The organism is Niabella terrae, assembly GCF_054783135.1.
The window spans coordinates 414,198-438,935 of record NZ_BAAGRD010000001.1 but is presented as its reverse complement, the minus strand read 5'-3'; the positions used below and the strand labels follow the sequence as shown (position 1 = coordinate 438,935).

Annotated in this window: 19 protein-coding genes and 1 tRNA gene; 8 read left to right on the top strand and 12 right to left on the bottom strand. The window is 46.7% G+C overall.

Features of this window, described 5'->3' with window-relative positions:
- Nucleotides 1-70 precede the first annotated feature (70 nt).
- From ACYVI9_RS01940 to ACYVI9_RS01930, 3 genes are all read right to left on the bottom strand, one after another.
- Entirely contained in the window at nucleotides 71-523 is a 453-nt protein-coding gene (locus ACYVI9_RS01940) for an SRPBCC family protein (RefSeq protein ID WP_460759910.1), read from the bottom strand.
- A 116-nt stretch (nucleotides 524-639) separates the two neighbouring features.
- A complete protein-coding gene (locus ACYVI9_RS01935; protein WP_460759908.1) occupies nucleotides 640-1,053 on the bottom strand; it encodes a VOC family protein in 414 nt (137 codons plus the stop codon).
- Between the two features lie 41 nt (nucleotides 1,054-1,094).
- A complete protein-coding gene (locus ACYVI9_RS01930) occupies nucleotides 1,095-1,505 on the bottom strand; it encodes a DoxX family protein (protein WP_460759905.1) in 411 nt (136 codons plus the stop codon).
- Nucleotides 1,506-1,826: 321 nt separating this feature from the next.
- On the opposite strand from ACYVI9_RS01930, the gene ACYVI9_RS01925 reads away from it, so the two are divergent.
- Nucleotides 1,827-2,816: a GlxA family transcriptional regulator gene (locus ACYVI9_RS01925; protein ID WP_460759903.1), complete on the top strand. Its 990-nt coding sequence runs from the start codon at nucleotides 1,827-1,829 to the stop codon at nucleotides 2,814-2,816.
- An 828-nt stretch (nucleotides 2,817-3,644) separates the two neighbouring features.
- Here ACYVI9_RS01925 and ACYVI9_RS01920 read toward each other — a convergent pair.
- The 4 genes from ACYVI9_RS01920 to ACYVI9_RS01905 all read right to left on the bottom strand — a co-directional run bounded on the left by ACYVI9_RS01920 (nucleotide 3,645) and on the right by ACYVI9_RS01905 (nucleotide 10,225).
- Nucleotides 3,645-3,718 (bottom strand) — tRNA-Ile (locus ACYVI9_RS01920).
- Nucleotides 3,719-3,894: 176 nt separating this feature from the next.
- Complete coding sequence (locus ACYVI9_RS01915; protein ID WP_460759900.1) at nucleotides 3,895-6,300, bottom strand: hypothetical protein; 2,406 nt, start codon at nucleotides 6,298-6,300, stop codon at nucleotides 3,895-3,897.
- Nucleotides 6,260-7,285 (bottom strand): hypothetical protein, encoded by a 1,026-nt coding sequence (locus ACYVI9_RS01910; RefSeq protein WP_460759898.1) that lies wholly within the window; start codon nucleotides 7,283-7,285, stop codon nucleotides 6,260-6,262. Before ACYVI9_RS01910 ends, ACYVI9_RS01915 begins: the two co-directional genes overlap by 41 nt.
- Nucleotides 7,286-7,303: 18 nt before the next feature.
- A complete protein-coding gene (locus ACYVI9_RS01905) occupies nucleotides 7,304-10,225 on the bottom strand; it encodes a glycoside hydrolase family 3 N-terminal domain-containing protein (RefSeq protein WP_460759895.1) in 2,922 nt (973 codons plus the stop codon).
- Between the two features lie 196 nt (nucleotides 10,226-10,421).
- On the opposite strand from ACYVI9_RS01905, the gene mutL reads away from it, so the two are divergent.
- The 5 genes from mutL (at nucleotide 10,422) to ACYVI9_RS01880 (ending at nucleotide 16,242) form a co-directional block, all read left to right on the top strand.
- Nucleotides 10,422-12,272, top strand: coding sequence for a DNA mismatch repair endonuclease MutL (gene mutL, locus ACYVI9_RS01900; RefSeq protein WP_460759893.1), 1,851 nt, complete (start codon nucleotides 10,422-10,424; stop codon nucleotides 12,270-12,272).
- Nucleotides 12,273-12,353: 81 nt separating this feature from the next.
- A complete protein-coding gene (locus ACYVI9_RS01895) occupies nucleotides 12,354-13,133 on the top strand; it encodes an alpha/beta fold hydrolase (RefSeq protein ID WP_460759890.1) in 780 nt (259 codons plus the stop codon).
- 32 nt (nucleotides 13,134-13,165) lie between these two features.
- Nucleotides 13,166-13,825: a CBS domain-containing protein gene (locus ACYVI9_RS01890; RefSeq protein ID WP_460759887.1), complete on the top strand. Its 660-nt coding sequence runs from the start codon at nucleotides 13,166-13,168 to the stop codon at nucleotides 13,823-13,825.
- Nucleotides 13,826-13,855: 30 nt separating this feature from the next.
- Nucleotides 13,856-15,349: a POTRA domain-containing protein gene (locus ACYVI9_RS01885; protein WP_460759885.1), complete on the top strand. Its 1,494-nt coding sequence runs from the start codon at nucleotides 13,856-13,858 to the stop codon at nucleotides 15,347-15,349.
- Nucleotides 15,350-15,354: 5 nt separating this feature from the next.
- On the top strand, nucleotides 15,355-16,242 hold the full coding sequence (locus ACYVI9_RS01880; protein ID WP_460759882.1) for an NAD kinase: 888 nt from the start codon (nucleotides 15,355-15,357) through the stop codon (nucleotides 16,240-16,242).
- A 67-nt stretch (nucleotides 16,243-16,309) separates the two neighbouring features.
- Here the strand turns inward: ACYVI9_RS01880 and ACYVI9_RS01875 are convergent, their stop codons facing one another.
- From ACYVI9_RS01875 to ACYVI9_RS01865, 3 genes are all read right to left on the bottom strand, one after another.
- Nucleotides 16,310-16,753, bottom strand: a complete 444-nt coding sequence (locus ACYVI9_RS01875) for a hypothetical protein (protein WP_460759879.1) — start codon at nucleotides 16,751-16,753, stop codon at nucleotides 16,310-16,312.
- A gap of 114 nt (nucleotides 16,754-16,867) precedes the next feature.
- On the bottom strand, nucleotides 16,868-17,494 hold the full coding sequence (locus ACYVI9_RS01870; RefSeq protein WP_460759877.1) for a ribonuclease HII: 627 nt from the start codon (nucleotides 17,492-17,494) through the stop codon (nucleotides 16,868-16,870).
- Nucleotides 17,494-18,390, bottom strand: coding sequence for a diacylglycerol/lipid kinase family protein (locus ACYVI9_RS01865; protein WP_460759874.1), 897 nt, complete (start codon nucleotides 18,388-18,390; stop codon nucleotides 17,494-17,496). Before ACYVI9_RS01865 ends, ACYVI9_RS01870 begins: the two co-directional genes overlap by 1 nt.
- Nucleotides 18,391-18,521: 131 nt before the next feature.
- On the opposite strand from ACYVI9_RS01865, the gene ACYVI9_RS01860 reads away from it, so the two are divergent.
- Nucleotides 18,522-18,872: a phage holin family protein gene (locus ACYVI9_RS01860; RefSeq protein ID WP_460759872.1), complete on the top strand. Its 351-nt coding sequence runs from the start codon at nucleotides 18,522-18,524 to the stop codon at nucleotides 18,870-18,872.
- An 80-nt stretch (nucleotides 18,873-18,952) separates the two neighbouring features.
- Nucleotides 18,953-20,158: a hypothetical protein gene (locus tag ACYVI9_RS01855; RefSeq protein WP_460759870.1), complete on the top strand. Its 1,206-nt coding sequence runs from the start codon at nucleotides 18,953-18,955 to the stop codon at nucleotides 20,156-20,158.
- 38 nt (nucleotides 20,159-20,196) lie between these two features.
- On the opposite strand, the gene ACYVI9_RS01850 is transcribed toward ACYVI9_RS01855, so the two are convergent.
- Together ACYVI9_RS01850 and ACYVI9_RS01845 are read right to left on the bottom strand one after the other, a co-directional pair.
- On the bottom strand, nucleotides 20,197-23,094 hold the full coding sequence (locus tag ACYVI9_RS01850) for a TonB-dependent receptor (RefSeq protein WP_460759867.1): 2,898 nt from the start codon (nucleotides 23,092-23,094) through the stop codon (nucleotides 20,197-20,199).
- An 88-nt stretch (nucleotides 23,095-23,182) separates the two neighbouring features.
- On the bottom strand, nucleotides 23,183-24,370 hold the full coding sequence (locus ACYVI9_RS01845; protein WP_460759864.1) for a hypothetical protein: 1,188 nt from the start codon (nucleotides 24,368-24,370) through the stop codon (nucleotides 23,183-23,185).
- Between the last annotated feature and the right edge of the window lie 368 nt (nucleotides 24,371-24,738).

Below are 24,738 nucleotides of genomic sequence, written 5' to 3'. Positions count from 1 at the left end.
GGCACTTCCCAACCAAGGTTGATGAAGTGCCTTAACAGATGCTGTAATCCGTCGAAATATTGCCTGCGCACTAAGCGCCATCGGGGATATTCGGCTCTACCAGTTTTTTCAGCTTTTCCAGGCTTTCCTGCCATCCCAGGTAGCACATCTCTACGGGAATCATATCCGGCAAGCCTTCCTGGTTTATCTGGATGGATGTTCCACAGGATACTTTGGTTAAAGAGACAGTGGTCATCATTTCTCCGGGCATATTAGGATCGTCAAATGCGTCGGAATATTTTAGGAATTCATTGGGTTTGATTTCCAGGTATTTCCCACCAAATGAATGGCCGTTCCCGGTAGAGAAATTGACGAAGGACATTTTATAAGTGCCCCCTTCTTTAAACTCCATTTGATGAACCTGGCAGAGGTAGCCATAAGGCGGAAGCCAGGACGCAATGGCGTCCACATCGGAAAAGGCGCGAAATACTTTTTCGGGCGCGGCTGTAAAGACCCGGTGCAGTGCTACTGAATTTTTTTTCATGAGATTTTTTTTTGAGTTTTCAATTGATTATATCCGGCAGGACTTGCCTTGATATAAAAACTGAAAACGGATGATATTATTTTGTTTTAGAATTAGAATGTGACGGCTTTAACGGTTCATTGCTGCTGAGGTGCCGGGGCCTGAAGCATCCAGTGTTTATTGAATTTGTCCTGAAGTGATGCGAACCAACCGAAGAAAGCCTGTTGCACGGGTTGATCAACGATGGCGTCTTCTGACAGTTTATTAAAGAAGTCCCGCAACTCCTGTTCATTTTCGCAGATAAGCGTCAGATAGACGGTATTGCCTTCAACAGGTTTTTGCGGCGTCATGTCGGTTGCCATAATTTCAATGATGCCGCCTTTCAAATGACTATGTAACACTTTGTCATGATATTCAGGGGGCATTTGGTCTTTCGCCGGCGTATCACCCGCCAGCGAGATGGTGAGGTCGCCGCCAAATATTTTTTGGTAAAAGTCCATCGCGGCTGTGGATTGTCCGTGAAAATTTAAATAAGGTAATAGTGATGCCATAATATTTTAATTAAAGGTGAATGAAAATCTGAAGCGCTGCATCAGGAAAACCGAATATTGGTTGCAGGGGCTTTTTGGAACTGAAGCGGCTCCCGCTGTAATTGATGGTAATAATAATAGGAAGCACCTAACAATATCATGGCCAGTAACGGGGCTGTCATCTGTACGCCCGGACCGTCTACAACAAGACCGGAAATTAGCGCACAAACAAAGTTAAAACTAAAACCGGCATAAGCCCATTCCTTAATGCGGCCTTTGAAAATTGGCAGAATCAGGATTAAAGCACCGGAAACTTTGAAAAATGTAAGCAGTACCCGGAAGTAATCCGGATATCCCAAGTGCCGGATGCCTTCTATGGCCATATCTGTATTTGAGGTAAATGCAGGAATCAGTCCGTCGAAGGCAAAAATCAGTCCTGTGGTGATCCAGTAGCATATTCTTTTCTTTTTCATGACATTTCTTTTGATTTGAATAATTTGTTTGTTGATACAAAGATCATCTGCTCCCGGCGTTTTTCTACTGTGTGAAAACGACAAGTTTGGGGGTTGATTCCGCCAATTAATAGTCCTACCTTTCGGTTTCAAAAATCCGGCGCTAAAAACGCCGGTAAGCGTAGAAAGGGCATTGTAATGAAAGACCTTATTCTGCCATCAAGGAGCAGGAGTCGGTTGAGAACGTTTTTCTTTTAAAAGGCGGATATAAATTTGTAGCTGTGGCAGCTGTTTCGGGAAAGTGCGCTGAATAAATGTCATTCACTAAACAAACCCTAATTAATGATGAAAAAGATTTCTATTTATGTACCCGAACATGGCGCAATCGAAGCCATTACGCCAGCCTATCGGTTGTTCAATACTGCCAATGAGTTATTATTATCATCCGGAAAATCAGCTGCTTTTGATGTGGAATATATTGGCCTTAAAAGATCGGTTCAGGTAAACGACGGGGAATACATGATCAGCACTCACCGGCTACTAAAGGATGTTGAAACTACCGATTTGATACTGTTGCCTGCCTTATACGGTGATTTACAAATAGCCGTAAAAGCCAACCTTAAAGCTGTGTCCTGGATACGCAGCATGTATGAAAATGGCAGCGAAGTGGCCAGTTTATGCCTGGGCGCTTTTTTGCTGGCCAAAACGGGTTTGCTGGACGGAAAATCCTGTTCGACACACTGGGCTTACTATGATCAGTTTCGGTATACGTTCCCCCAGGTGGAAGTCGTTGATGGTTCTGTAATTACGGACCTGGGCCGTTTATATTCCAGCGGCGGCGCCCATTCACTCTGGAGCTTATTATTGTATCTGTTGGAAAAGTATGCAGATCGGGACACCGCTATCCTGGCTGCCAAGTATTTTGCCATAGATATTGATCGGCACAGTCAGGCAAGTTTTACCATATTTACCGGTCAGAAGAATCATAACGATAAAGAAGTGTTGACTGCGCAACAGTTGATTGAAAGGAAATTCGCGGAAAAGCTGTCGGTAGATGAACTGGCCGGTAATGTGAATGTCAGCCGTCGTAGTTTTGAGCGTCGGTTCAAGCAGGCTACCAACAACACCGTCATAAATTATATCCAGCGCGTCAGGGTAGAAGCGGCCAAACGAAGTTTTGAAGCCAGCCGCAAAAATATTACCGAAGTCATGTATGACGTCGGGTATGTAGATACAAAGGCATTCCGGGATGTATTTAAAAGGTATAGCGGACTTACCCCCATTGAATACCGGAGTAAGTACAACAAAATGGAAATGGAAGAATGGGGTTAGAAGGAGATAAAGCAAAGACAAAACAGGAGCGTCAATAAGGCAATAAATAAGTAGCAAGTACTTCGTATCTTAAAGGGGGGAGGTTATACTTGCCCTGCTTTTCCTAATGACATTGCCGACGATTTTCTTTCAGGGGATGGAATCCATGACAACACGGTACAGGGGAGACGGGCGATATCGTTTTTACACCGCGATTTTAACTTTTCGAAAGTTTTTCATTATCTTAGTGATTCTTAGGCCGATGGCCTACCTCCGCCCGGGGGAGATACCAATTCAATCATTTACATCATGGCAAAAAAAATCGTTAGGGACATCGATTCTATGGACCTCGACCCTGATATCATTATGTTATACCTTTCTCTGGGGGTTAAGGAAACCGAAAAATGAATACGAAAAAAGGCTACTCAGAGAAATTAAGGAGATAAAGAAACAGGGCGGCGGAATAGCGTTCCCTGCTAATTAGCTTTTTTTAATTTCACGCTGAGAAAAACTCAATCAAAACGTTACATTATGGCAAAAAAAATCATTAGAAATTTCGACGCAATGGACCTCGACCCGGATATCATTATGTTATATCTTTCGCAGGGGTTAAGGAAACCGAAAAACGAAAAAGAAAAGAGGTGGCTTCGGTCTATTCGGGAAACCAAAAAAAAGGGAATGGGTATAGAATTCCCGTTTAACTAGCCTTTTCCCGCCTCCCGGGGATTATCCTTTTATAATTTAGCTAGATAATGGGAAGGGAGGCTTATTTCGCACTTGTGTTATAAATGTGCTATATCTATAAATGAAAAAACGCTTATCATGTAGATAAACGTTTGATTTTTAATGTGGTCCCACCTGGGCTCGAACCAGGGACCCTCTGATTATGAGTCAGATGCTCTAACCGACTGAGCTATAGGACCTTTACCGGTTAAACCGGTAAAAAATTAATTAGATAGCAAGAACTTTCCCTTTCGGAGGGAGGCAAAAGTATTAAAAAATTCTATTGTAACAGCAGGATTTTTCCAAATTACAAGTTCTGATGAGATTCCAGCGCTCGCTCGGTACTGGTTACCGCTCGTTCACCAGCCGCTCCTGTTCAATTGGAAAGGAAATCGGCTAAATAGGAACAGCGGCTTTTTGCCTCCTGGAAAAAACGGGTATCTCCGAAGCGCGTCTGCATTTGAGGAAAATATTTATTGCTGGCGAATTCCTTATAATATTCCTTCTCCTTTTGTTTGAACAGATCATACTGGTCATATCCAAAATCCAGATATCGGGGTTTGGTAATTTGCTTCTGACTGCAACGGGCCATCATGAAAAGACATTTGGCTTGAAACTCCGGATCTTTACTGGCATCCAAGGCCTTTTTAAAATATTCCTGGGCTGTAAATGCACCATAATATTCTTTTTGAAAACCTGTGGCGTTAGCTGGTATATGATAACCATCTACCCCGCTACGGAAATATTCCACCAGGTTCCATGCATAGCCGTAATAAGTGACATTATAGTAGCCCAGGGCCAGCTTATAGTAAGTTGCAGCCCGTTGGGCGGGATCCGCCTGAGTCAGCGCCTGAAGCCTTTTCATCTCTCGTGCATAAGCCAGCTTGGTGGTGGTTACGCGATTCCCTGGTAGCTCCTCTTCCCGGTCATACATGAGTTCTATAAAAGGATCCTTCCCGATCTCTTTGCTGCCATCTGATTTTTGCAGCCAGCTGATGGCTTTATCGTAATTATAGTCCCGCAGGTAAGCGGTACCGGCAAAATCAGCTACTTCGCTGATGGTTAGCTTGATATGACGGGCTAAAAAAGCTTCGTAGGGAGTGAATTTCTTCGCATTCAGGAACTGATACAAGACTTCGGTTTGTTTGCCGCTGAACAGGTCTCGCATATAATCCAGTGCCGTATAATAATAGGGCTCAATGGTTTCTGCCGATCCCATGGCCAGCAGGGCTTTCTGAAGATCACCCTGGGCCCTGTACCTTTTAGACAATATTTCTACTGCCAGATTACGATAGAACTTTCGCCATTGAAGCGTTTCCCCATTCCAGTCTAAGTCCTGACGGGTGCCGGAGGCTACAGGCGGACTTGCTTTCTTATAGAGCCATTCCAGGGAAGGCAGTATATCTTTTTCGAAAGCCGCGTCAATTTTCTCCTGGGCACTGATCTGAACCAGCAAATTGGTCAGCATCCATTGATCTTCCAGCCGGGAAGATAATTTCATCGAGCGCGCCTGCGCCAGATAATCCCTGGCTTTGGAGAAGTCCCTGAGCATATAGGCTCCATAAGCGCCTGCCACCCGCATCAGGGCGGGATCCTTTACTTTTTGCGACTTAGCCGCATCGTTCAGAAAATTTACCAATGACACCAGCCCCGGCTTTCGGTTCCGGAGCAAACTATCCGTTTCCTGCTCATTATTGAATTGATAATAATATTCGATACCCAATAGGCCGGTATTGTAAGCCCTTCCTATGAGCGGCGTCAGATACCGCTCTTCATATTTATTGATTTCTCTTATTACCAGTGTTGACAGGAGTTCAGCGGAAGGATCCAGTGTATAAATTTCCTGAATTGCCTGTAAATCAGGCTCGGGATTCTGGAGTGCAAATAGGGAAAGCATCGCTGTTTTTTCCTGCGCGTTTTTACAAAAAGCCAAATATGGTTGGCGGTCTTCGTTTCTGACTACGGACCAGTTAAAGCCGTAAAAATTGGATACTTTTTTTACGTCCCCAGCCATAAATGCCTGGGAGAACAGGTAGGCGGCCTGCTTGTTTTGCCCCAGCCGGAACAGGGCACCGGCTTTCAGTGCCAGTGATAACGGCTGGAGAACCGTTTGGGTAGGATTGCCGGCAGCCAGATCTTCGTAGTACTGGGCAGCCTCCCGGTAATGATGATTGTAATGCGCCAGCCGGATAATCTGATAGGCATATTTCATACGGAACAAATCTGTTTTGGCAGCCCGATAGAGCTGTAGTCCATTTTTCAACAGTTTATCCATCATCAAACTATCCCGGGTTTCCGGCTCCCAGGTGTCGGTGCTGGTTACATGCGGTTCGACTTTTTTGGCATACAGCAAATAGCCCAGTGCTTCGAGGTTTCGGTTTTTCAGAAAAAACCTGGCCATCGAATTGTTACCGACAGAATCCGGTAGTCGGGCGGGGCGACCTTTTTCGATATGGTAATACAAGGTGCTGATATCTCTGGCCGGCCATTTCATGACCAGGGTGTTTACGTCTTTCGCAGATGCCTGATTGCCGGTAAAATCTTTCCATTCTCCGATTAATACCTCCTGCGGATTCTTTGGCTCCTCCCGATCGTATAGAAACAATTCGTTGGTATAGAAAAAGGGTTTATACTGCAACTGAGAGGCCGCATATTGATTAAAGAAACCGACATAGTAATCATAGGGGTCCAAACTGCCACCGCAACCAATGATATTTTGCGGAACCGACGTCAGGGCTACACTAATCAGCCCGCAGACCGCTGAATAAGCTTTCCAGTTCATGTACTGAATATTTTTTTAAAATTACTGAATCGCAATGATACAGCACCAGACTGAGCGTGTCATCTGTTAGTCGTTGGCTGAGTTCCGTCACCAGATCGCGGAGTGCCTGGTAATTACTGGTCTCTCGTCGAAGCAGATCTCCTGACTGAAGTGACCGGTCGCCCAGCAGGGTGTCCCTTGGGATGGAAAACAGGTTGGGAGCGCGTCGATTGAATCCGGACAAGACGGAATCTGGTATTTCAGAAAACAGTCCGGCGTATTTATTTTGCCGAAATAGCACAAACCAGTCAAAAAGTGACAGTCCGATATCAAGTGGCAGCGGATAAGAACTAATTGAGGGGCTGTACTTTTTAAACAGTTCCGGATCTACGATGGAATTCCGGCTGCCGACTTCCTGGAGGTTGCCCATATTGTAACACATTAACAGCCCCCGGTCGACAGGAGGGATGCCGGAGCTGCGGGTATATTTTACCTGATGCAATCTGATGGTGGCGGAAAGTATTTTTTCCGGATGCAAAGATTTAATTCGCTCCAGCAGGTAAAAATATTTGTCACGTGTAGCAACTGTCCAGTCACAATCCATCTGAATCTCTTTCACATTGTCGAGCTGATACAATTGTTGGTATTTAAGCAAAAGCGAAGCGATATTCCCCGCCAAAAGACGGACGCGACTGCTGTCCAGTTTATAGAGCGTTTCGTTCGTGATAAAAACGGTCGGAACCAGCTGTCGGCGCTTTAGAAACGCGGTATCAGCGACCCGGATTTTAGCGACAGGCAGCGCCGCTTGCTGAAGTGGGTCCCAAAGAATGTCAAAAAATTTTACATAGAGTTTTTCTGTATGCAGACTGTCCAGGTAGGTTTTTTCGAAAGGGCCGGGCCTGAAATGGGTCTTCCAGTAATAAAAGCCGCGGATAACCCGACGGTGTTTCTGGTGGCAGGAACTGACCAATAAAACGAAAAGTAGTAAAGCAGCGCATGATTTCATGGCGGTTGGCATATATTCCTAGTCCGGCAGGCCGAGCCCTTTGTAAATGGCATCCTGCAGCCTGCTGCGGGTGTACAGGTTTCCCAAACCGGGACTGTTGCGGCTGGGGTATACCCGGTTGGACAGAAAGATGAAAACAATATTATATTTCGGATCTACCCAGACGCAGGTGCCTGTAAACCCCGTGTGTCCATAAGTCTGGGGGGAGGCCAGTGTGCTGGGGTAAGGGTGCTGGCGTACCGCATTGTCTTTCTCTGGTTTGTCAAATCCATAGCCGCGGCGACTGATCGGTGTGTGATAGGATGTAAAATTCTGAATCGTCTCCCAATTAAGGAATCGCTTTCCATTGAGTTCGCCGCCATTGAGTAACATTTGATAGAGTTTACCCAGATCATAGGCGGTAGAAAACAGGCCTGCATGGCCGGCAACACCACCTCCCAGCGCTGCCCCCTCGTCATGTACGGTACCCTGAATCAATTGATTGCGGAAGCCGTATTCACTTTCAGTAGGTACAATTCGATCTATCGGAAACCGATCCAGGGGATGATAACCGGTGGTCCGCATATGCAGGGGCAGATAAAAGCTGTCTCTTACATACTGGTCCAGGGGTTTTCCTGATACGACTTCTACGATTTTTCCCAGAAACCAGAAATCATTATCGCTGTAAATATATTTAACTCCCTGCGGCGTAACCGGGCTGTCCAGAATTGTTTTCCAGATGGTATCTTTCCAGTCGTTACGCAAGTAAAGATCCCTGGCAACCTGGGTGGTAAAGCCCATTTCTGGTCGGGAACGATAAAGATCGGGGCGCGGATTACCATCTGCTCCCAGGGTTGCTTTATAGAAGGCAATGAAAGGCACCATCCCGGCCTGGTGCAGGATTATATTTTCCAGGGTGAGTTCCGCTTTATCCGAACCACGGGTGAAAGGCAGATAATCTTTTAATTTTTTTTTTAAACTGACCCGTCCCTGGTCCACCATTTTCATGATAGAGACGGTCACCGCCGAAACCTTAGTCACAGAAGCCAGATCGAAGATCGACCCCAATTCCATCGGGTGTGTGGTGTCGTAAGTAAAATTTCCAAATGCTTTATGATAAACGATTTTTCCGTCTTTGGCAGCCAGGACCACACAACCCGGATAAGCCCGTTTATTAATTCCTTCCTGGGCAATGGCATCTACGGCTGCAAAACGGGCATCTCCCTGGCCAATCGGTCGGAGCGCGGAGCGAAAAGAGGCATCACCCGTAATTCCGTCTCCGAATTTATAACTGCAGACGGATACCGGCAGGGTGCCGCTCGCTGTAAAGTCTCCTTTCAGCCAGTTGGCGGCTTCTTCCTGAAAAGCGTCATCGTCTTCATAACAGATCGCCAGGTTCTTGGCCTGACAGAGGCTGGCGGCCGACAACGGATTACCGAATACCAGCGTGATTGCATTGGTTTTATTCAGGCCATACCAGTTTTGTATGGCGCTGCGCGAAATGCCGTAATTGCGGCTTCCCTTGCGGGTGCTGATATTATGGAATCCGATAATAACCTTATCGTATTTGCCTTCGTTGACCGCCTTGACAATCGTACCCGTTTTAGCGGCGTCGCTGTAGGAGGCATAGAAAACATCAGCATTCAGGGTTTCTTTCAGCTTTTTGCCCAGGGTGGTATTCTGGCTGCTGCCCAGGGCCACATAGGCTATTTTTTCAGTTTTCTGCAGCGGCAGAGAGAAGAATTCATTACGGAAGGTATTGACTTCTGCCAGTTTCAGCAGGGTTATAGACTGCCGGGCAATCTGGTGACGGATCCCTTCGGTGGCGGCATTCAGGTCGGCTGTCAGGTTGCGAAGATTCACGGGCTGATATTGGCCCAGCCCGAGCTTGTATTTGGCCAGCAGGACCTTTTTTGTTTTGGCTTCAATATCCTGCCAGCTCAGTCGTCCCTTTTTGATCGCTTCTTTTACCGCTTTAATTGTTCCCGGAACGGATTCAGGAAGACAAAGCATATCATTACCGGCAATCAGTGCTTCAACGGCAATGGTGCCGCCTGGAAAGTATTTGGCCACCCCTTTCATTTCCAGGGCATCGGTAAAAGTCAATCCGTCAAAACCCAGTTCTTTTCGCAGTAGACCATCTACCGCGTTTTTAGATATCGAAGTGGCCCGGTTCCGTCCATTATCAATCGAGGGAACGGAAAGATGGCCCACCATCACACTCTGTACGCCGGCTTTGATCATTTCCCTGAAAGGATATAATTCCAGGTCGTCAAGCTGACTGCGGGTTTTTTTGATCACGGGCAGGTCCAGATGGGAATCCACTGCTACATCACCATGACCCGGAAAATGTTTGGCGCAGGCCATAATACCCGCATCCTGCATACCTTTCATAAAGGCAACACCATCCCTGGCTACCCGGTATTTGTCTTCACCGAATGACCGGAAGCCGATCACTGGATTATTGGGGTTATTGTTGATGTCTACCACCGGTGCGTAGTCCACATGCACGCCCAGCCTTTTATGTTGTTCGCCAATACATTTTCCAACTTCGTAGATCAGATTGGAATCGGCAACGGCGCCCAGTGTCATGGCGTAGGGGTATTTAGTGACGCTGTCCAGGCGCATGCCCAGGCCATATTCTCCGTCAATTGTAATCAAAATAGGCGTTTTGGCCAGACCTTGGTAATAGTTGGTCAGTTCTGCCTGCCGTACCGGTCCGCCCTGAAAAAAACAGATGGAACCCACATTGTATTTTTTGATATCATTTACCACATGGGCTTCCACCCCTCTGTTGGAATAGGCTCTGATAATAATCAGCTGGGCGATCCGTTGCTCGGGACTCAGCTTTTTATAAGTGGCATCCACCCATTGTGCGGCGGCATCGCCGGATTGGGCCATCAAAGTGCAGGAAAAACCAAGGAAAATCAATAAAAAGAATAAAGATCGCTTCGTCATCATATGGAATTTTAAGGAGATTACAAACCTACAGGAAAAATCTTATACAGCTAAAGGGAAGGCCCGAGGGCCCGATTGAACCCAATTAATAAAATATCCTGCCAGAAATTATGCCGGGTCAAAGCGACGCAACCTACGCTGCTGTATTTGGGCGCCCCGTTAATTATTGTACCTTTACACGCTTTAAAAAATGCAAAACGTGCCCGACAAGATAGTCTTATTACCGGATAATATAGCCAACCAGATCGCCGCCGGCGAAGTAATACAGCGACCCGCCAGTGCGGTGAAGGAACTCATGGAAAATGCGGTAGATGCCGGGGCCACCGAAATAAAAGTGTTGATAGCGGATGCGGGTAAATCCCTTTTACAGGTCATCGATAACGGGTGCGGTATGAGCGAGGCTGATGCCAGGGTATGTTTCGACCGCCATGCTACTTCCAAAATAAAACAGATTGAAGACCTGTTCCATATAAGTACTATGGGCTTCCGGGGTGAGGCACTGGCTTCGATTGCGGCAGTCGCCGAAGTGGAACTGAAAACCAAACGCCCGGACGATGAAGCCGGCCATTTCCTGCGGGTGGCCAATAGCAGGATTCAGTCATTGGAACCGGTTGCGGTCCCCGAGGGTACCAGCATTGCCATGAAAAACCTGTTTTTTAATATTCCCGCCCGACGCAATTTTCTGAAAAGCAATGCCTCGGAAATGCGGCATATTATTGACGAATTCACGAGGGTCGCCCTGGCTTTTCCTGAAATTCAGTTTTCACTGACTTCCAACGGACAACAGGTATTTTATCTGGAAAAAGGCAATCTCAAGCAACGGATACTGCAACTATTGGGAAATAATTACAACGCGAAGATGGTCGCGGTAAAGGAGGAAACAGATTATATGAATATCTACGGCTTTACGGGAAAGCCGGAAACAGCCCGAAAAACCCGCGGGGACCAGTATTTCTTCATCAATAATCGTTTTATCAGAAGCCCCTACCTGCATCATGCCGTTATGAATGCGTACCAGGAAATGCTGCCGGCAGGCAGTTTTCCCATGTATGTGCTCTTTATTGAGCTGGACCCCGAACAGGTAGATGTGAATGTGCATCCCACCAAGCAGGAGATAAAATTTGAAGACGAAAAAATTATCTATGCTTTTGTTCAGGCGGCTATCAAACATGCCCTTGCGCAGTTCAGTATTACGCCCACGCTGGATTTTGATCTGGATGCCCGGATTCAACAATTGCCGGCCGTGTCCCAACCCTTTACCTCCAATAAACAACAGGAAGCGGCAGGTTCCGATCTCTATAAGGGATTTACCCGGAAGCATCAGGCGCATTTTATAGAAAAACCTGCCGAGCCACTACAGGATTGGAAAGACTTTTATGCCCCGCTGAAAGAAGAAGATGCGCTGTTTGAGTACGAAAAAAATCCGCCCCCATCTTCCGGACAGTTAACTGCGTTGCCCCAGCAGGCTTTTGAAATTGACGAACATACCGATCTTTTACAGGTTTTAAAAACCTATATTCTTATTGGAGGAGAACAGAGTTTTCTGCTGATCCATCAGCAGGCCGCGCATGAACGGGTCCTCTACCAGCAAATGAGTCAGGCTGCCGCTGACAAGCCGATAGCAACACAAAGCACTATGTTTCCGGTTACCATCGATCTGATTCCCGCCGATGCAGGTCTTTTACAGGAGCTGCTGCCTTATTTTGGACAGCTGGGTTATCTGATAGAACCCGCCGGGGGACATCGTTATCTGATCCAGGGTACCCCGGCAGATCTGGAGCCTGGGGATGAAAAACAAGTCATCGACTTCACCCTGGAGCAATACAAACATTTCAGCAGTGATATCCGGATATCTGAACGGGAAAAGCTCATTCGTTCCCTGGCGCGGCAGCGCGCCGTCAAGACTGGTATTCGGCTTACCCAACGAGAGATGAGACAATTAGTCCGGGACCTGTTCCAGTGTCAGCCCTTTAATACCGCCCCTGACGGGTCGCCAACCTATCTGGAATTTAAAGAAGAGCAGATAGAGAAGATGTTCGGACGCCTGTAAAAGTCCCGGGCTTAAATAAAATACTGCCGATTCGTGATATAGATAATTAAAATCAATATATTAGCGGCGATATTGTGTGGAATGAAATACGAAATAAAACAAGAGGATAAATTTAGCTTTGTCGAGGAAGGCGAAGGTGAGCCCCTGTTACTCTTACATGGTCTATTCGGTGCCCTGAGCAATTTTTCAGGATTGATTGATCATTTTAAGCAGTATAATAAGGTGGTGGTACCCTTATTGCCCTTACTGGAAATGGATATCCTGCACACCAGTGTCAGCGGACTGGCTAAATACCTGCATAAATTTATTGAATTTAGGGGGTACCAGAATATCCACCTGCTGGGTAATTCGCTGGGAGGTCATGTAGGCCTGGTTTATTTATTGAAAAATGAAGCGAACCCGGTGAAAACCATTACCCTGACAGGCAGTTCAGGACTTTTTGAAAGTGCTATGGGCGACAGCTATCCCAAACGCGGCGACCGGGAATATATCAGAAAAAAAACGGAGTATACTTTCTATGATCCGGCCATGGCAACTGAAGAGCTGGTGGAAGAAGTATTTTCCATTACCAATAACCGGCTGAAGGTTATTAAAATAATTGCGTTGGCCAAGAGTGCAATTCGCAATAATCTGGAAAAGGAACTCTCCAAGATAAATATTCCCGCACTTTTGATCTGGGGAAAGAATGATAATGTAACACCGCCGTTTGTCGCTGAAGAATTTCATAAACTACTACCAAACAGTGAGTTGCATTTTATAGACAAATGTGGTCATGCTCCTATGATGGAAGTCCCGGGCGAATTCAATACGATTTTATTCGATTTCCTGAAAAAGCATGCCGCTATTGCAACAAATGCCTGAGAATTTAAGTCTTATTAAAAACAGGCGCACAAATGTTAATAAAAGACCTTCTTTTAGAACAGCTCCCGCAGGTAAAATTATCGGATACCGTTGATACGGTATTGCAATGGATGTACCACGATCAGTTGCAGCAATTACCCGTTGTGCTGGAAGGCCGGTACCTGGGTATGATAACGGAAGCAGTCCTGCAGGAGGAGGATGGAGCTGTATTAATCAATGAACTCAATGCCCGCTTGTCGCAGGTAGTGCTGCAGGAACAGGAACATTTCCTGAAAGCCGTTGCACTGGCTGCCAGTACGGGCTTTGGCGTTCTGGCAGTTACCGATACGGAAGGACAGTACAAGGGTGCCCTGATGACGGGTCGCCTGGTGCAGGATCTGGCGGGATTTCTGAACCTGGAAGAAGCCGGCGCCCTGGTCGTTCTGGAAATGGAGCCCCGACAGTACTCTTTTTCTGAAATCAGTAAAATTGTGGAAACCAACGATGCACAGATTACCCAGCTGAATACTTCAGTCAATAAGGAAACGGGAATGCTGCAGGTGACCCTCAAACTGAATAAACTGGAAGTGTCCGACGTGATCGCGACATTTCAGCGTTATGAGTATCATGTTAAGCACTATTTTGGCGAAGAGCTCTATGCCAATGAACTCAGGGACAACTATGAAAACCTGATCAACTATCTTAACATTTAATTTTACCCCATATCCGTATTTTGTGAAAACGTGAGAAAATTCCCCCGTACATATTTATTGGGTCTGCTTATTTTGTTGGGTAGTAGGGAGGCTTTTGGTCAGGTGGATTCACTGGATCTTCGGCGGGATACCGTAAAAACACCTTCGCCGGTCGGGACCAACACTTTTATTACGGATAGTATCATACCCCCTACAACGGACAATTATTTTGTAATCCGGGATATTACCATTGAAGGCAACCGAAAGACCCGCGATATCATTATCCTCAGGGAACTACCTTTTAAGTCAGGAGATTCGATTCTCATCAGCCAGATTCCGGATCTATTCTCTCAGGGTAAAACGCAATTGCTGAATACCTCGCTTTTTGCCGTGAATGAAGTCAATGTGCATGTCAAGCGTTTCGAAGGACATTATGTAGACGTGGGTGTTAAAGTCAAGGAGCGTTGGTATTTATGGCCGATTCCTTATGTGAAGCCTGTCGACCGTAATCTGAATCAATGGCTTTTTGAGAAGGGAGCAGATGCGAAACGACTGGATTATGGCGTTAAATTGCTCTATACCAATGTCAGTGGCAACAATGATAAATTGCGTTTTTATTTTATCACCGGTTATACCAAACAGCTAAGGCTCAGCTACAGCCGGCCTTATATCGACAAAGACCTGAAATGGGGGATTAATGTGGATCTGTCACTGGGCAAGAATCATGAGATTAATTATGGGACTGAAAATGACAAACAGCTCTTTGTAAAAGACAATGAAAAGTACCTGCGTAATTTTTTCGACGGATTTGTAGAGACTACTTATCGGCCTGCTTTTTTTACACGACATATTTTTGGTATCGGCTACAGTACTTTGCATATCGGCGATACCGTACGAAAGCTCAATCCTGAATTTCTGGCGAATGGTACCGACAATGTACGATTCCCCAGAATCTATTATCGGATGATTTACCAGAACCTGGATTATATTCCTTATCCGACCAAGGGATATGCTGCAGAACTTTATTTCGGTAAAATCGGGTTCGACCGCAATATGAACCTTTGGCAATTACACGCCCGGGGGCTGGGTAACTGGCATCTGGGTCGCAATACCTATTACAGCCTTTCTGCGCTTGGAACCCTGAAACTTCCATTTGACCAGCCTTTTATCAATAAACAGCTGTTAGGTTATGGTGATATGTTTTTACGGGGCTATGAATATTATGTAATGGATGGTGTCGCCGGCGGATTGGTCAATGCGACCCTGGCGCACCGACTGGCTAATTTCAGCCTTCAGCTGCCTTTTCTCAAAAAATATGTTTCCCGAAATATTCCGCTCAAAATTTACGGAAAAGTTTTTGGCAATGCGGGTTATTCCTATGATCCCGACCCTGAGCCATCCAATCGTCTGAACAACCGTATGGTTTATGGCGGTGGCCTGGGACTGGATATCTTTACGGAATACGATTTTACACTTAAGGTGGAGCTCTCCTTTAATCAGTTAGGGCAAAACGGGGTATATTTACACAAGAAGAATATCTTTTAAAATTCATGAAAGTAGCCGTTTACAGCAGGGGAGTGGACCGTGCCACTTATGAGGATGTGAAAAAGTTTTTTGAGGAACTTGATCATTATAAGTTCAGCTATATCGTTTACCGGCCCCTGTTTGAAGATCTGAAGGAGCCCTTACAACTGGATCCCCATACCCCTACTTTCGTGGGGGCTGCGGAGTTGGGTGATGATGTGGAATTTATCATCAGCCTTGGCGGAGATGGCACTTTGCTGGACACCGTCATTCTGATCAAAGACAAGCCTATTGCAGTAATGGGGATTAATTTCGGGCGGCTTGGTTTTCTGGCTAGTATTGGCCGGGACAACCTGAGCCTGGCCATCAAAGCCCTGGCGCTACGTACCTATATCAGCGAGAAACGGGCCCTGATTCATGTAGATTCAGATCTCCCGATATTCGGAGATGTGCCTTTCGGACTGAATGAATTTGCGATCCTGAAACGTGATACTGCGTCGATGTTAAAAGTACATACGTATATCAATGGTGAGTTCCTGAACACCTATTGGTCTGATGGCCTGATCGTTTCCACGCCTACGGGTTCAACCGGATATTCACTGAGCTGTGGGGGACCCATTGTATTCCCGGATTCTGAAAATTTTATCATTACGCCGGTAGCACCACATCACCTGAACGTCAGGTCGTTGGTAGTCAGTGATAAGAGTATTATATCCTTTGAAATCGAAAGTCGTTGGGATGAGATCATCTGCGGACTGGATTCCCGAAAGGAAATTGTCCATAAAAAGGTCTCGCTGGCGGTAAGGAAGGAGAAATTCGGAATCGAATTATTGCGTCTTTCAGAGAATAATTTCCTGCATACCATTCAAACCAAGCTCATTTGGGGACTGGATCGCAGGAATCCGGGCAGTTGATTCATTCCTGCCGGCGGGACATTAAAACGCTGCGGCATGCCGCAGCAGTTTTCTGAGGCCGTAGGTACTATTCCGCTTCCTGTTCGTCTTTATCCTGATCTTCCTTTTTCTTTTTCTTTTTAAACGGGTTCGGTGGTTTGGGAGGACCTTCCCTTTTTACTTCACGCTTGTCCTCGGAAGCTGATGCATCTTTTGATGTTGTCTTTTCGGCCTTTTCTTTCGGTTTATCCGAATCTTTATCTTCTTTATCGGCTACATGTTTTTCATGTTCCGCCTTCCAGAAGTCCCGCTGCGCACGTCCAAAGCGACGCCAGCCTTCCTTTTGTCGCTCATGACGCTCTTCGGCCGTTTCTTTTTCTGCTGATTTTGCCTTGGTTTTCCGATCAGACTTTTTTGCAGTGGCTTCTTCTTTTTTCGGTTCTTCTTTTTTGGCATCCGCTTTATCATCACTTTGTGCGTATACACCTGTGTAAATAAGGCCCGCCAGTAAGGGGAATATAATTTTCTTCATACCTGTAAATTTTTAGGTTAGATCACTAAAATTAATCAAATATTGTTTCGTAATTAAAGTTTCCTGTATTGAAATTAGCCATCATCCCCTGAAATAGGTAGGCACCGCCTGATTTCATTCCCATAAGGGCTGCTGTACAGGCTGGATCCTAAAGCTTTTGCGGTGGTGCTCGCATAGTCCGTGTTCCTGTATGGCCTCACGGTGTGCTGCTGTGCCATAGCCCTTGTTGGAGCACCAGTTGTATTGGGGGTATTGCTGGTGCAAATCCATCATGTAGGCATCCCGTGCCGTTTTAGCCAGGATGCTCGCTGCCGCGATATGTGCGTATAAACCGTCCCCCCGAACGATACAGGCATGAGGCACCTGGCGGTAAGGGATAAAATAATTACCGTCTACAGCAATAAAACCCGGCGCGGGGGCAAGGGCATCCAGCGCCATATGCATGGCGCGCTGCGCTGCCTTCAGGATATTGGTATGATCAATTTCCTCGACATCGACCATGGCAATCCCATAGGCCAGCGCAGTTTCGATAATCAGTTCCCTGAGCTCCAGTCGTAATTCCGGTTTTAACTGTTTACTGTCATTAAGCAGGGGATGCCGGAAATCAGCGGGAAGGATCACTGCTGCAGCAAAGACCGGTCCCGCATAGCAACCACGCCCGGCCTCGTCACACCCGGCTTCCGGATATTGTTGCTGGTAGCGGCTCGGTAAATAAATGGGTTGCTGTCTTGCCCGGGTCATTAGCTGATCAATTTAAAACATTTTTCCTCAATTTCGGCATGGACCCGTAAATCGGATACAACTGGTTCACCGTCAATATGCATGGGGGCCAGTCCGGTATTGCCAATGATAATTTCACTGGCTTGAAAATAAATGATCCCCCGGTGGTTGCGAATCTGCTTCTGGGTTTTCAGGGGGTTGAGTCCTGTGATCTGCATTACGGTATTATACAACATTTCCAGTTTCGACTGTTCTGTCACAATCACGATATCCAGTAATCCATCACTCAGATCCGCATGGGGAGCGATGGTGAAATTATTGCCGAACTGATTACTGTTGGCGATACTGATAAAATAAGCTTCGATGTCGAAGTTTTTAGTGGCCAGCCCGATATTAAATCGATAAGGTCTGGCGGACCAGAAATTTTTGACACTGACTTTTATATACGTGGCCAGTCCTCTTTGTGCCTGCCGGGAAAATTCATGTGCCACCTTACCATCGAATCCGAGACCACAGAGCATGCAGGCGAATTTCCGGTTAATCCGAAATCCGTCAGTCAGTCGGCTTTTTCCGGTAAAAACAGTTTGCAGGGCTTTTTTAATACCGGAAGGAATTCCTGCTCCGTAAGCCAGGCCATTGCCGGATCCCCTGGGAATGATACCGAATTCTACCGGTAAATGTTTGAGTTGGTCGACCACCTGACTGACGGTTCCGTCGCCGCCTACAATAATAATATCGGTAAACTTTTCGTTTATAATAGTATCAAAGAGGAATTGGTAGTTGCCGTCAGCCACGGAAGGGAAAAACTGAAAAGGGAATCCAGCTTTTTCGGTTTCCCTGGAAATGAGCTGCCGGATCCGCTCCTTGGAGCTGGTACCGGAAACAGGATTTACAATATATAATAGTTTACGCGGCATGGAAACCAGGATATTCCGGCATCAAATATAGGCTGCAAACAGGTATGGCAGTCACTAAAAAATAATATTTCAATAATCAGCATGCAAGATATTTCTAAAAACTATCTTTATGCTTTAATAAACAATTCCCGATGAACTTTATCCTTAAAGTACTGATTACCGCACTAATTGCTTATTTACTGCAAAGCATCCTCAACGGGGTGAAGATTGCAGATATGAAAACCGCTGCACTTTTTGCCCTGGTTCTGGCTGTTCTCAATGCCATTGTGAAACCTGTTTTGGTCATTCTCACGATCCCGGTAACCATGATCACCCTGGGACTTTTCTTACTGGTTATTAATGCCCTGATGGTATTGTTGGCGGCCAATTTTTTCAAGGGTGTGGTCGTAGAAGGATTTTGGTGGGCCCTCGCCTTCAGTATTCTGCTTTCCTTGGGATCTTCCATACTCTATTCCCTGATCGGCGTCCGGGAGAATAACTAAGCGATTGGGTCCCTTCACCATCCCGTAAAACTTAATATTCAAGCCGGATAAAGATCACTAACTTTAAGATCCTTCCGGATATGAAAAGCGGGTACATCATATTATTCGGCTTGATATGGCTCTTTTCGGGTACCAGGGCAGGTGCTGCTCCGGTGAGCTTTGATTTTTACGGCGAACGCATAAGTTTTGAATTTGACCGCGACAACTTCGTGGATTTCAAGGCGCAGCGGCCGGACGCCGACCAGGTCCGGACTTTCTACCAGGCCATCCGCCAGCGGGACTACCGCAATCTGTTTACAGCACTGGAAACTTACCGCCGCAATCACCGGCCCGATGACTGGCTCTATTATCAGCTGGTACGCCAGACCGCGCAGGTCCTCAGTCCCAAGGAAGAGAATTACCTGCGCTATACCCTGTACAAATGGTATTTTCTGGTGCAAAGTGGCTATGGTGTACTACTCAGCCATCACGGGAAGAAGCTGTTGCTGTACATCCAGTGTGATGAGAATATTTTTAATATCCCATACCGGATGCAGTCGGATGGCCGGCAATTCGTGTGCCTGAATTATCATGATTACGGCAGCAATATTAATTTTGAGCAGGAGCCCTTTGAAGTGATACCGCTGGCCTTACCCGGGCAGCAAAGGGGTTTTTCCTATAAGATTACCCGCTTGCCGGATTTTGATCCGGCTGCATACAGAAACCGGCAACTGGCCTTCCGTTATCATACCAGTGAATATCAGTTTAATATCCGCATCAACCCCCAGATCAACCGACTCTTTAATAATTACCCGGTGGTGGCATATGCTGATTACCTGAATATCCCGCTGAGCAATGAAACCTATCGCTCCCTGATTGTGATGCTGAAAAAGCAATTAAAAGGTATGCACCAGCGGGCAGGGGTGGATTACCTGATGCATTTTACGCGGTATGCATTTCCCTTTGAAACCGATAGCAGGTATTTTGGTTCGGAAAAACGTCTGTCACCCGAACAGACCCTGCTTTCTCCCTATAGTGATTGTGACGACAGGGTAGGTCTTTTCTTTTTTCTGGTAAAAGAGATTTACCGGTTGCCGATGATCGTGCTGGCCTATCCCGGTCATGTTACGATAGCCGTGCAGTTTGACAAACCGGTGGGCACCACCATCCAGTATGATGGTGCCCGCTATACGGTTTGTGAACCGACTCCCCAGTCCCGTGACTTGAAAATCGGTGAACTGTTGCCGGAACTCAAAAAAGAACTATACACCATCGCCTATGTTTACCGGCCTGAAGCGGTGCAGTAACCAGCGACGTTGTGGACGACTGCCGGCGCAGTTTCGGTTTACAGGCTATAGCTGAGACCCAGGCCAAAAGCAGATCCGGGACGATAAGTTTCGAATGGCTGGTCGGCAGCCTGGTAGGAGCGGTAAACCTTTTGGGCCCTCTGATTCAGCAGGTTTGAAATTTTCAGGTCCATGTTGAACCTTTCTCCTATTTTTTTGCCGATACTCAGATTCAGGCTGTGGAAAGGCAATTGACATACATCCGGAAACAGGCTGCCGCCTACAATCCAGAGTACGGGTCCCTTGACATTATAGAACAGTCCGGCATCAATACCATGGTCAATATTATTATAGCTCAGGCCGGCATTGATGACCCAGGGAGCCTGCCCCGCCATAGCCCGGTCTTTTTTTACGGACTCGCCTGTTTTTTTATAATTGCCGTTGCGGGCCTGGTACTCTGTGTGGGTCATGTCGATTTTTGAATACACATAAGTAAAATTGCCGCTCAGGCTCAGTGAACGAAAGGTCTCGGAAATAAAATCGAAGTTTTTCCTGAATTCCAGTTCTGCACCGGCCAGGATACCGCTACCCACATTTCGGGCCTGGTATTCGGTGCTGGTCTGCTGGGTATAGATTCGTACGAGTTCGATGGGATTTTTAAAGGTTTTGGCAAAAGCACTGACTGAAAATATTTGTGTGCCAGGAAGGAATAGTTCCCAGCGGGCGTCAAAGTTATTGATGTCTGTTTCTTTCAATGACCCCTCCCATTCTCCCGGATAAGCCAACAGGCTTCCATTAAAAATGCGGTTCGAAATCGGGTCCAGAATCTGTGCAAAAGACATTTCCTTGAAAGAGGGTCGTGCGATGGTACGTCCGTATGAAAGCCGCAGGTTCTGATTCGCACGGAGGGCATAAATCAGGTTCAGTGTCGGAAATAATTTGAAGCTGTTGAGCACTTTTGCGTTATTCAGGTTAAGGCCCTGGACGGTATTGCCATTGGCATAATTCTGATCGCGCCCGGTATGCCGCTGGGTATATTGTTCCGCCCGGAGACCAAGGATGGCACGCAGTTTTTCGGTAACAGGCAGTTCATTGGAAACATAGGCTGCGGTGTTCAGTATACTGGATTGAAATTCATTGGGATTGGGCGAATTGTTGCCTGAAACAAAATAGGCGCCGTTGGGGCTGTTCGGATAGATAAAAGATTCCGACAGTACCTGATTCGGATCATACTGGATCTGGGACCAGTCCTGCGGCTGGAAGAACTGAAGGTCATAGGAAAGAATTTCATAGTCCCGGTTCTTATAAAGATTACTGAAACCGAATTTCAGTTTTGCTGCCCGTTCGCGGAAACTATATTTTTTCGTCAGGTCGATCCGCGACGAAAGGTTCAGTTCATTCAGATAACGCCAGATACGGGAAGGGTTGCCTCCGGCTCCGGCCGAAAACCAGGTTTTGCCGGGATCATAAGTGAAAGCGGTCTTGCGGATATCTGGATCATTGGAAATAGAATAGGTGGGCGAGATACGCCAGTCCAGTTCCCAGTCCGGATTAGGAAAACGGTGGTCACCGTTCAAAAACAGGTTGGTCAGCGAGCGCTGGTTGTATTCCAGGTTGTTGGATTGGGCCCTGTAACCCGAAGTGCCTACCGCAGCTCCTGTATTTTCGATGTCAAACCGGCCTGCGCGGCTAATGCCATTCTGCAGGTGCATAGCAGTAAGTCGTAGTTTAGAATTTTCGGTTTTATAGGCCAGTCCTCCCAATAGGCCCAGCAAAGCGGACTGTTCGCCTACCTGCCCCTGCTGTAATGTGGCTGCATTCAATTCATACACCTCCGGGTCGGCATCTTTCTGATATTCCCCGTAAATGATATCATTGAAGAGTCTTGTCTCGTTTTTATAAGAAGCCGAAATCAGGTAGCCCAGATGACGGGATTTATTGCCTTTCAGTCGCACCTGATTGCCCCATGAAATAGAAAAATCATAATCAAAGAGACTGGTCGTAGGGGTGGCGCCGAGTGTCTTATTGAAACGCCCGATAAAATTCGTTATCTGTGCCGTACTGTGTCCGCTGGTGGGAGAAGGGATGGTGCCACGGGCGCCCGCAGGAAGTTGGCGGGTACCGTCGTCGATCCCCAAAAAGTCGGTCTTCCCACCCGAATAACTCAGATAATTGGAATTGAAATGCATATCAGGGTTGACAGACAGCCCCACCGAAATGCCAAATGTTTTGCGTGAAGGAAAATCTTTGAGCTCAATATTCATGGCACCACCGGTAAAATCGGCTGGCAGGTCGGCCACGAAATTTTTACTGACCATGATATTGTCAATCATAGCCGCAGGGAAGATGTCCATTTGCAGGCTATTACGATCCGGATCCAGTCCCGGGATCTCCATGCCATTGAGTGTGGTCTTGGAATAGCGATCACCCAGTCCCCGTACGTAGACATATTTACCTTCTTCGACGGTCACGCCGGTAACTCTTTTGGCAGCGGCACCCGCTGTAGCATCTCCGGCTAACCGCATTTTATCGGCTGAGATGCCATCCATCATTGCCGGCGATCTTCTTTTGATGGTATAAATGGCGGCCTCCGAGTTTCGGGTCTGCCGGGCGGTTACCACAACTGCTTCGATCTGCCGGACAGCAGGCTGCAGCCTCAGATCGGTCAGTAATGTCACTTGTCCGGGAGTGGCGCTGATATCCTGAATGGTCATTGACTGATAGGAAACATAGCTGAGTTCCAGGGTGTAAGTCCCCGCGGGCAGGGTGAATGAAAAACTGCCCTCCAGATCCGTACTGAGCGCCTGGGAACGACCGGCAATTTTTACCGTAACGGATTTAAGGGGTTCACCGCTGGCATTGTCGATCACATTGCCACGGATGGTCGCCGGTTGTAATTGAGCCAATAGGTTTCCGGAATAAAAAACCAGTAAAAACAGGAGAATGCGTCTGTTCATTTTCAATTCTTAAAGTATAATAAAAGGTCCGTAACCAAGGGTGGACGGACCTGTATCTGATATATTGTTTGTAGGATTCAATTAGGGTCTAAAGCTGTCCTGCCTGAGCCGTCCAGGTCCAGCTAAGACCGGATTTGTTGAAAGTAGAATTTGTGCCACTCTGAATGCCGGCAGGAACAGGACTTACCGGGTTCCCGTCATTGTTTTTCACATAATCTCCAATAACGCCGGACGGCAGCTCCAGATTGATTCCGTCATAACCGACGATACCACCTGAGACTGCATTGTGCCGGATTACCTGTCCCGCACTGATACCCGTCACAAAAATATTTTTCAGATTGACGTAGGTGTTGGCGTCAGTGTTGATCAGGTCCGCTGTACCAGCAGCATTCACATAGCCATTCTGAATGGTGTGCGCGCCATAGTTTGCTGTCCCTTCAGGGCCGTCCAGTTCAAAGGCGTGACCCTTGACGGTAATTACGGCAAAATTGTCGAGACTGCCGTGCCAGGACTGGTCTGTATCAATCCCGTCATCGCCACAGTTCCAGACGACTACATTTTTTGCATTCACAGCGCCTCCGAACCATTCAATTCCGTCATCCTGATTAGCAACGACCTCAAGTTGATCGATAATCGTTCCGGATCCGACACCACCAAGTGTCAAACCATTGATTTCATTTTCTGCGCCGATTAAGGTACCTCCGTGTCGAATCGAAACATATTTCAATGTCCCGGAATTATCTGCATCATCACTACCTCCATACAGACCATTCTGATCCGAAGTAGGGATGCCTTCAATCTGAATTTCAGCGGCAGAGGCGGATATCTTAGCCTTACCGAGCAGGATGACACCTCCCCAGAGTCCGTTTACAGTGGGCGCCAGATTGGGGCTTGCGAAATTTCCTGCTGTAATATCTGCGGGGCTGATTTCATCAGCTACGGAAGTAAAGATGATGGGCGCCGTTGCGCTGCCTTCGGCCATTAGTTTTCCTCCCCTGGCTACCAGCAGTACCGTGGAATTCGCACCGCTGCCAGCCTGACCTTTAATGATGGTGCCGGCTTCAATTGTCAGGGTGGCGCCGTTCAGTACGGTAATCCGACCTGCCAGTTCATAAACATTATTTTTGGTCCATTTGGTATCAGTGCTGATATGCTGTGTAACCAGAATATTGTCAGAGCCGGCCGGATCTTCCCCCGGATCATCAGTTTTGGAACAGGCGGTAAAACCCAGGGCCAGAACCAGCAACACACTCATACCATTTTTCAAAGTTTTCATTTGTTTCATTTTTTTATTTAAAAAAACTTATCGTACTGCAGTCCGCTGAGTGCGCTTGGATGGTTGCGCGCAGCAGGAATACTTGGCAAAATTGCCCCACCAGTATTACCACAGGGTTAAGCGGGTATTATTAAAATATGAACAAAAGGTTACCGGAAAATGAATGGGTCTTATTTCCCATTTCAGCAGGGTCAATGTATTCTTATAATCTTTTGCCAACTGCTGGAAATAGATTGAAACTTTTCTGACAGCGCACTGATTTACAGATCGCTGCATTGAAATTTCAGACAAAGGGTTATACACATAAATGGAAATTTCCATATTAAGGAATTATTAATTCCCGTAATTTTAAAAGATATAAGCAGGGA

Bases quoted from the DNA above. Each gene is read 5' to 3' on its own strand.
- ACYVI9_RS01940 (WP_460759910.1), bottom strand. From the start codon at position 523: ATGAAAAAAAATTCAGTAGCACTGCACCGGGTCTTTACAGCCGCGCCC.
- ACYVI9_RS01935 (WP_460759908.1), bottom strand. From the start codon at position 1,053: ATGGCATCACTATTACCTTATTTAAATTTTCACGGACAATCCACAGCC.
- ACYVI9_RS01930 (WP_460759905.1), bottom strand. From the start codon at position 1,505: ATGAAAAAGAAAAGAATATGCTACTGGATCACCACAGGACTGATTTTT.
- ACYVI9_RS01925 (WP_460759903.1), top strand. From the start codon at position 1,827: ATGATGAAAAAGATTTCTATTTATGTACCCGAACATGGCGCAATCGAA.
- ACYVI9_RS01915 (WP_460759900.1), bottom strand. From the start codon at position 6,300: ATGAACTGGAAAGCTTATTCAGCGGTCTGCGGGCTGATTAGTGTAGCC.
- ACYVI9_RS01910 (WP_460759898.1), bottom strand. From the start codon at position 7,285: ATGAAATCATGCGCTGCTTTACTACTTTTCGTTTTATTGGTCAGTTCC.
- ACYVI9_RS01905 (WP_460759895.1), bottom strand. From the start codon at position 10,225: ATGATGACGAAGCGATCTTTATTCTTTTTATTGATTTTCCTTGGTTTT.
- ACYVI9_RS01895 (WP_460759890.1), top strand. From the start codon at position 12,354: ATGAAATACGAAATAAAACAAGAGGATAAATTTAGCTTTGTCGAGGAA.
- ACYVI9_RS01890 (WP_460759887.1), top strand. From the start codon at position 13,166: ATGTTAATAAAAGACCTTCTTTTAGAACAGCTCCCGCAGGTAAAATTA.
- ACYVI9_RS01880 (WP_460759882.1), top strand. From the start codon at position 15,355: ATGAAAGTAGCCGTTTACAGCAGGGGAGTGGACCGTGCCACTTATGAG.
- ACYVI9_RS01875 (WP_460759879.1), bottom strand. From the start codon at position 16,753: ATGAAGAAAATTATATTCCCCTTACTGGCGGGCCTTATTTACACAGGT.
- ACYVI9_RS01870 (WP_460759877.1), bottom strand. From the start codon at position 17,494: ATGACCCGGGCAAGACAGCAACCCATTTATTTACCGAGCCGCTACCAG.
- ACYVI9_RS01865 (WP_460759874.1), bottom strand. From the start codon at position 18,390: ATGCCGCGTAAACTATTATATATTGTAAATCCTGTTTCCGGTACCAGC.
- ACYVI9_RS01860 (WP_460759872.1), top strand. From the start codon at position 18,522: ATGAACTTTATCCTTAAAGTACTGATTACCGCACTAATTGCTTATTTA.
- ACYVI9_RS01855 (WP_460759870.1), top strand. From the start codon at position 18,953: ATGAAAAGCGGGTACATCATATTATTCGGCTTGATATGGCTCTTTTCG.
- ACYVI9_RS01850 (WP_460759867.1), bottom strand. From the start codon at position 23,094: ATGAACAGACGCATTCTCCTGTTTTTACTGGTTTTTTATTCCGGAAAC.
- ACYVI9_RS01845 (WP_460759864.1), bottom strand. From the start codon at position 24,370: ATGAAAACTTTGAAAAATGGTATGAGTGTGTTGCTGGTTCTGGCCCTG.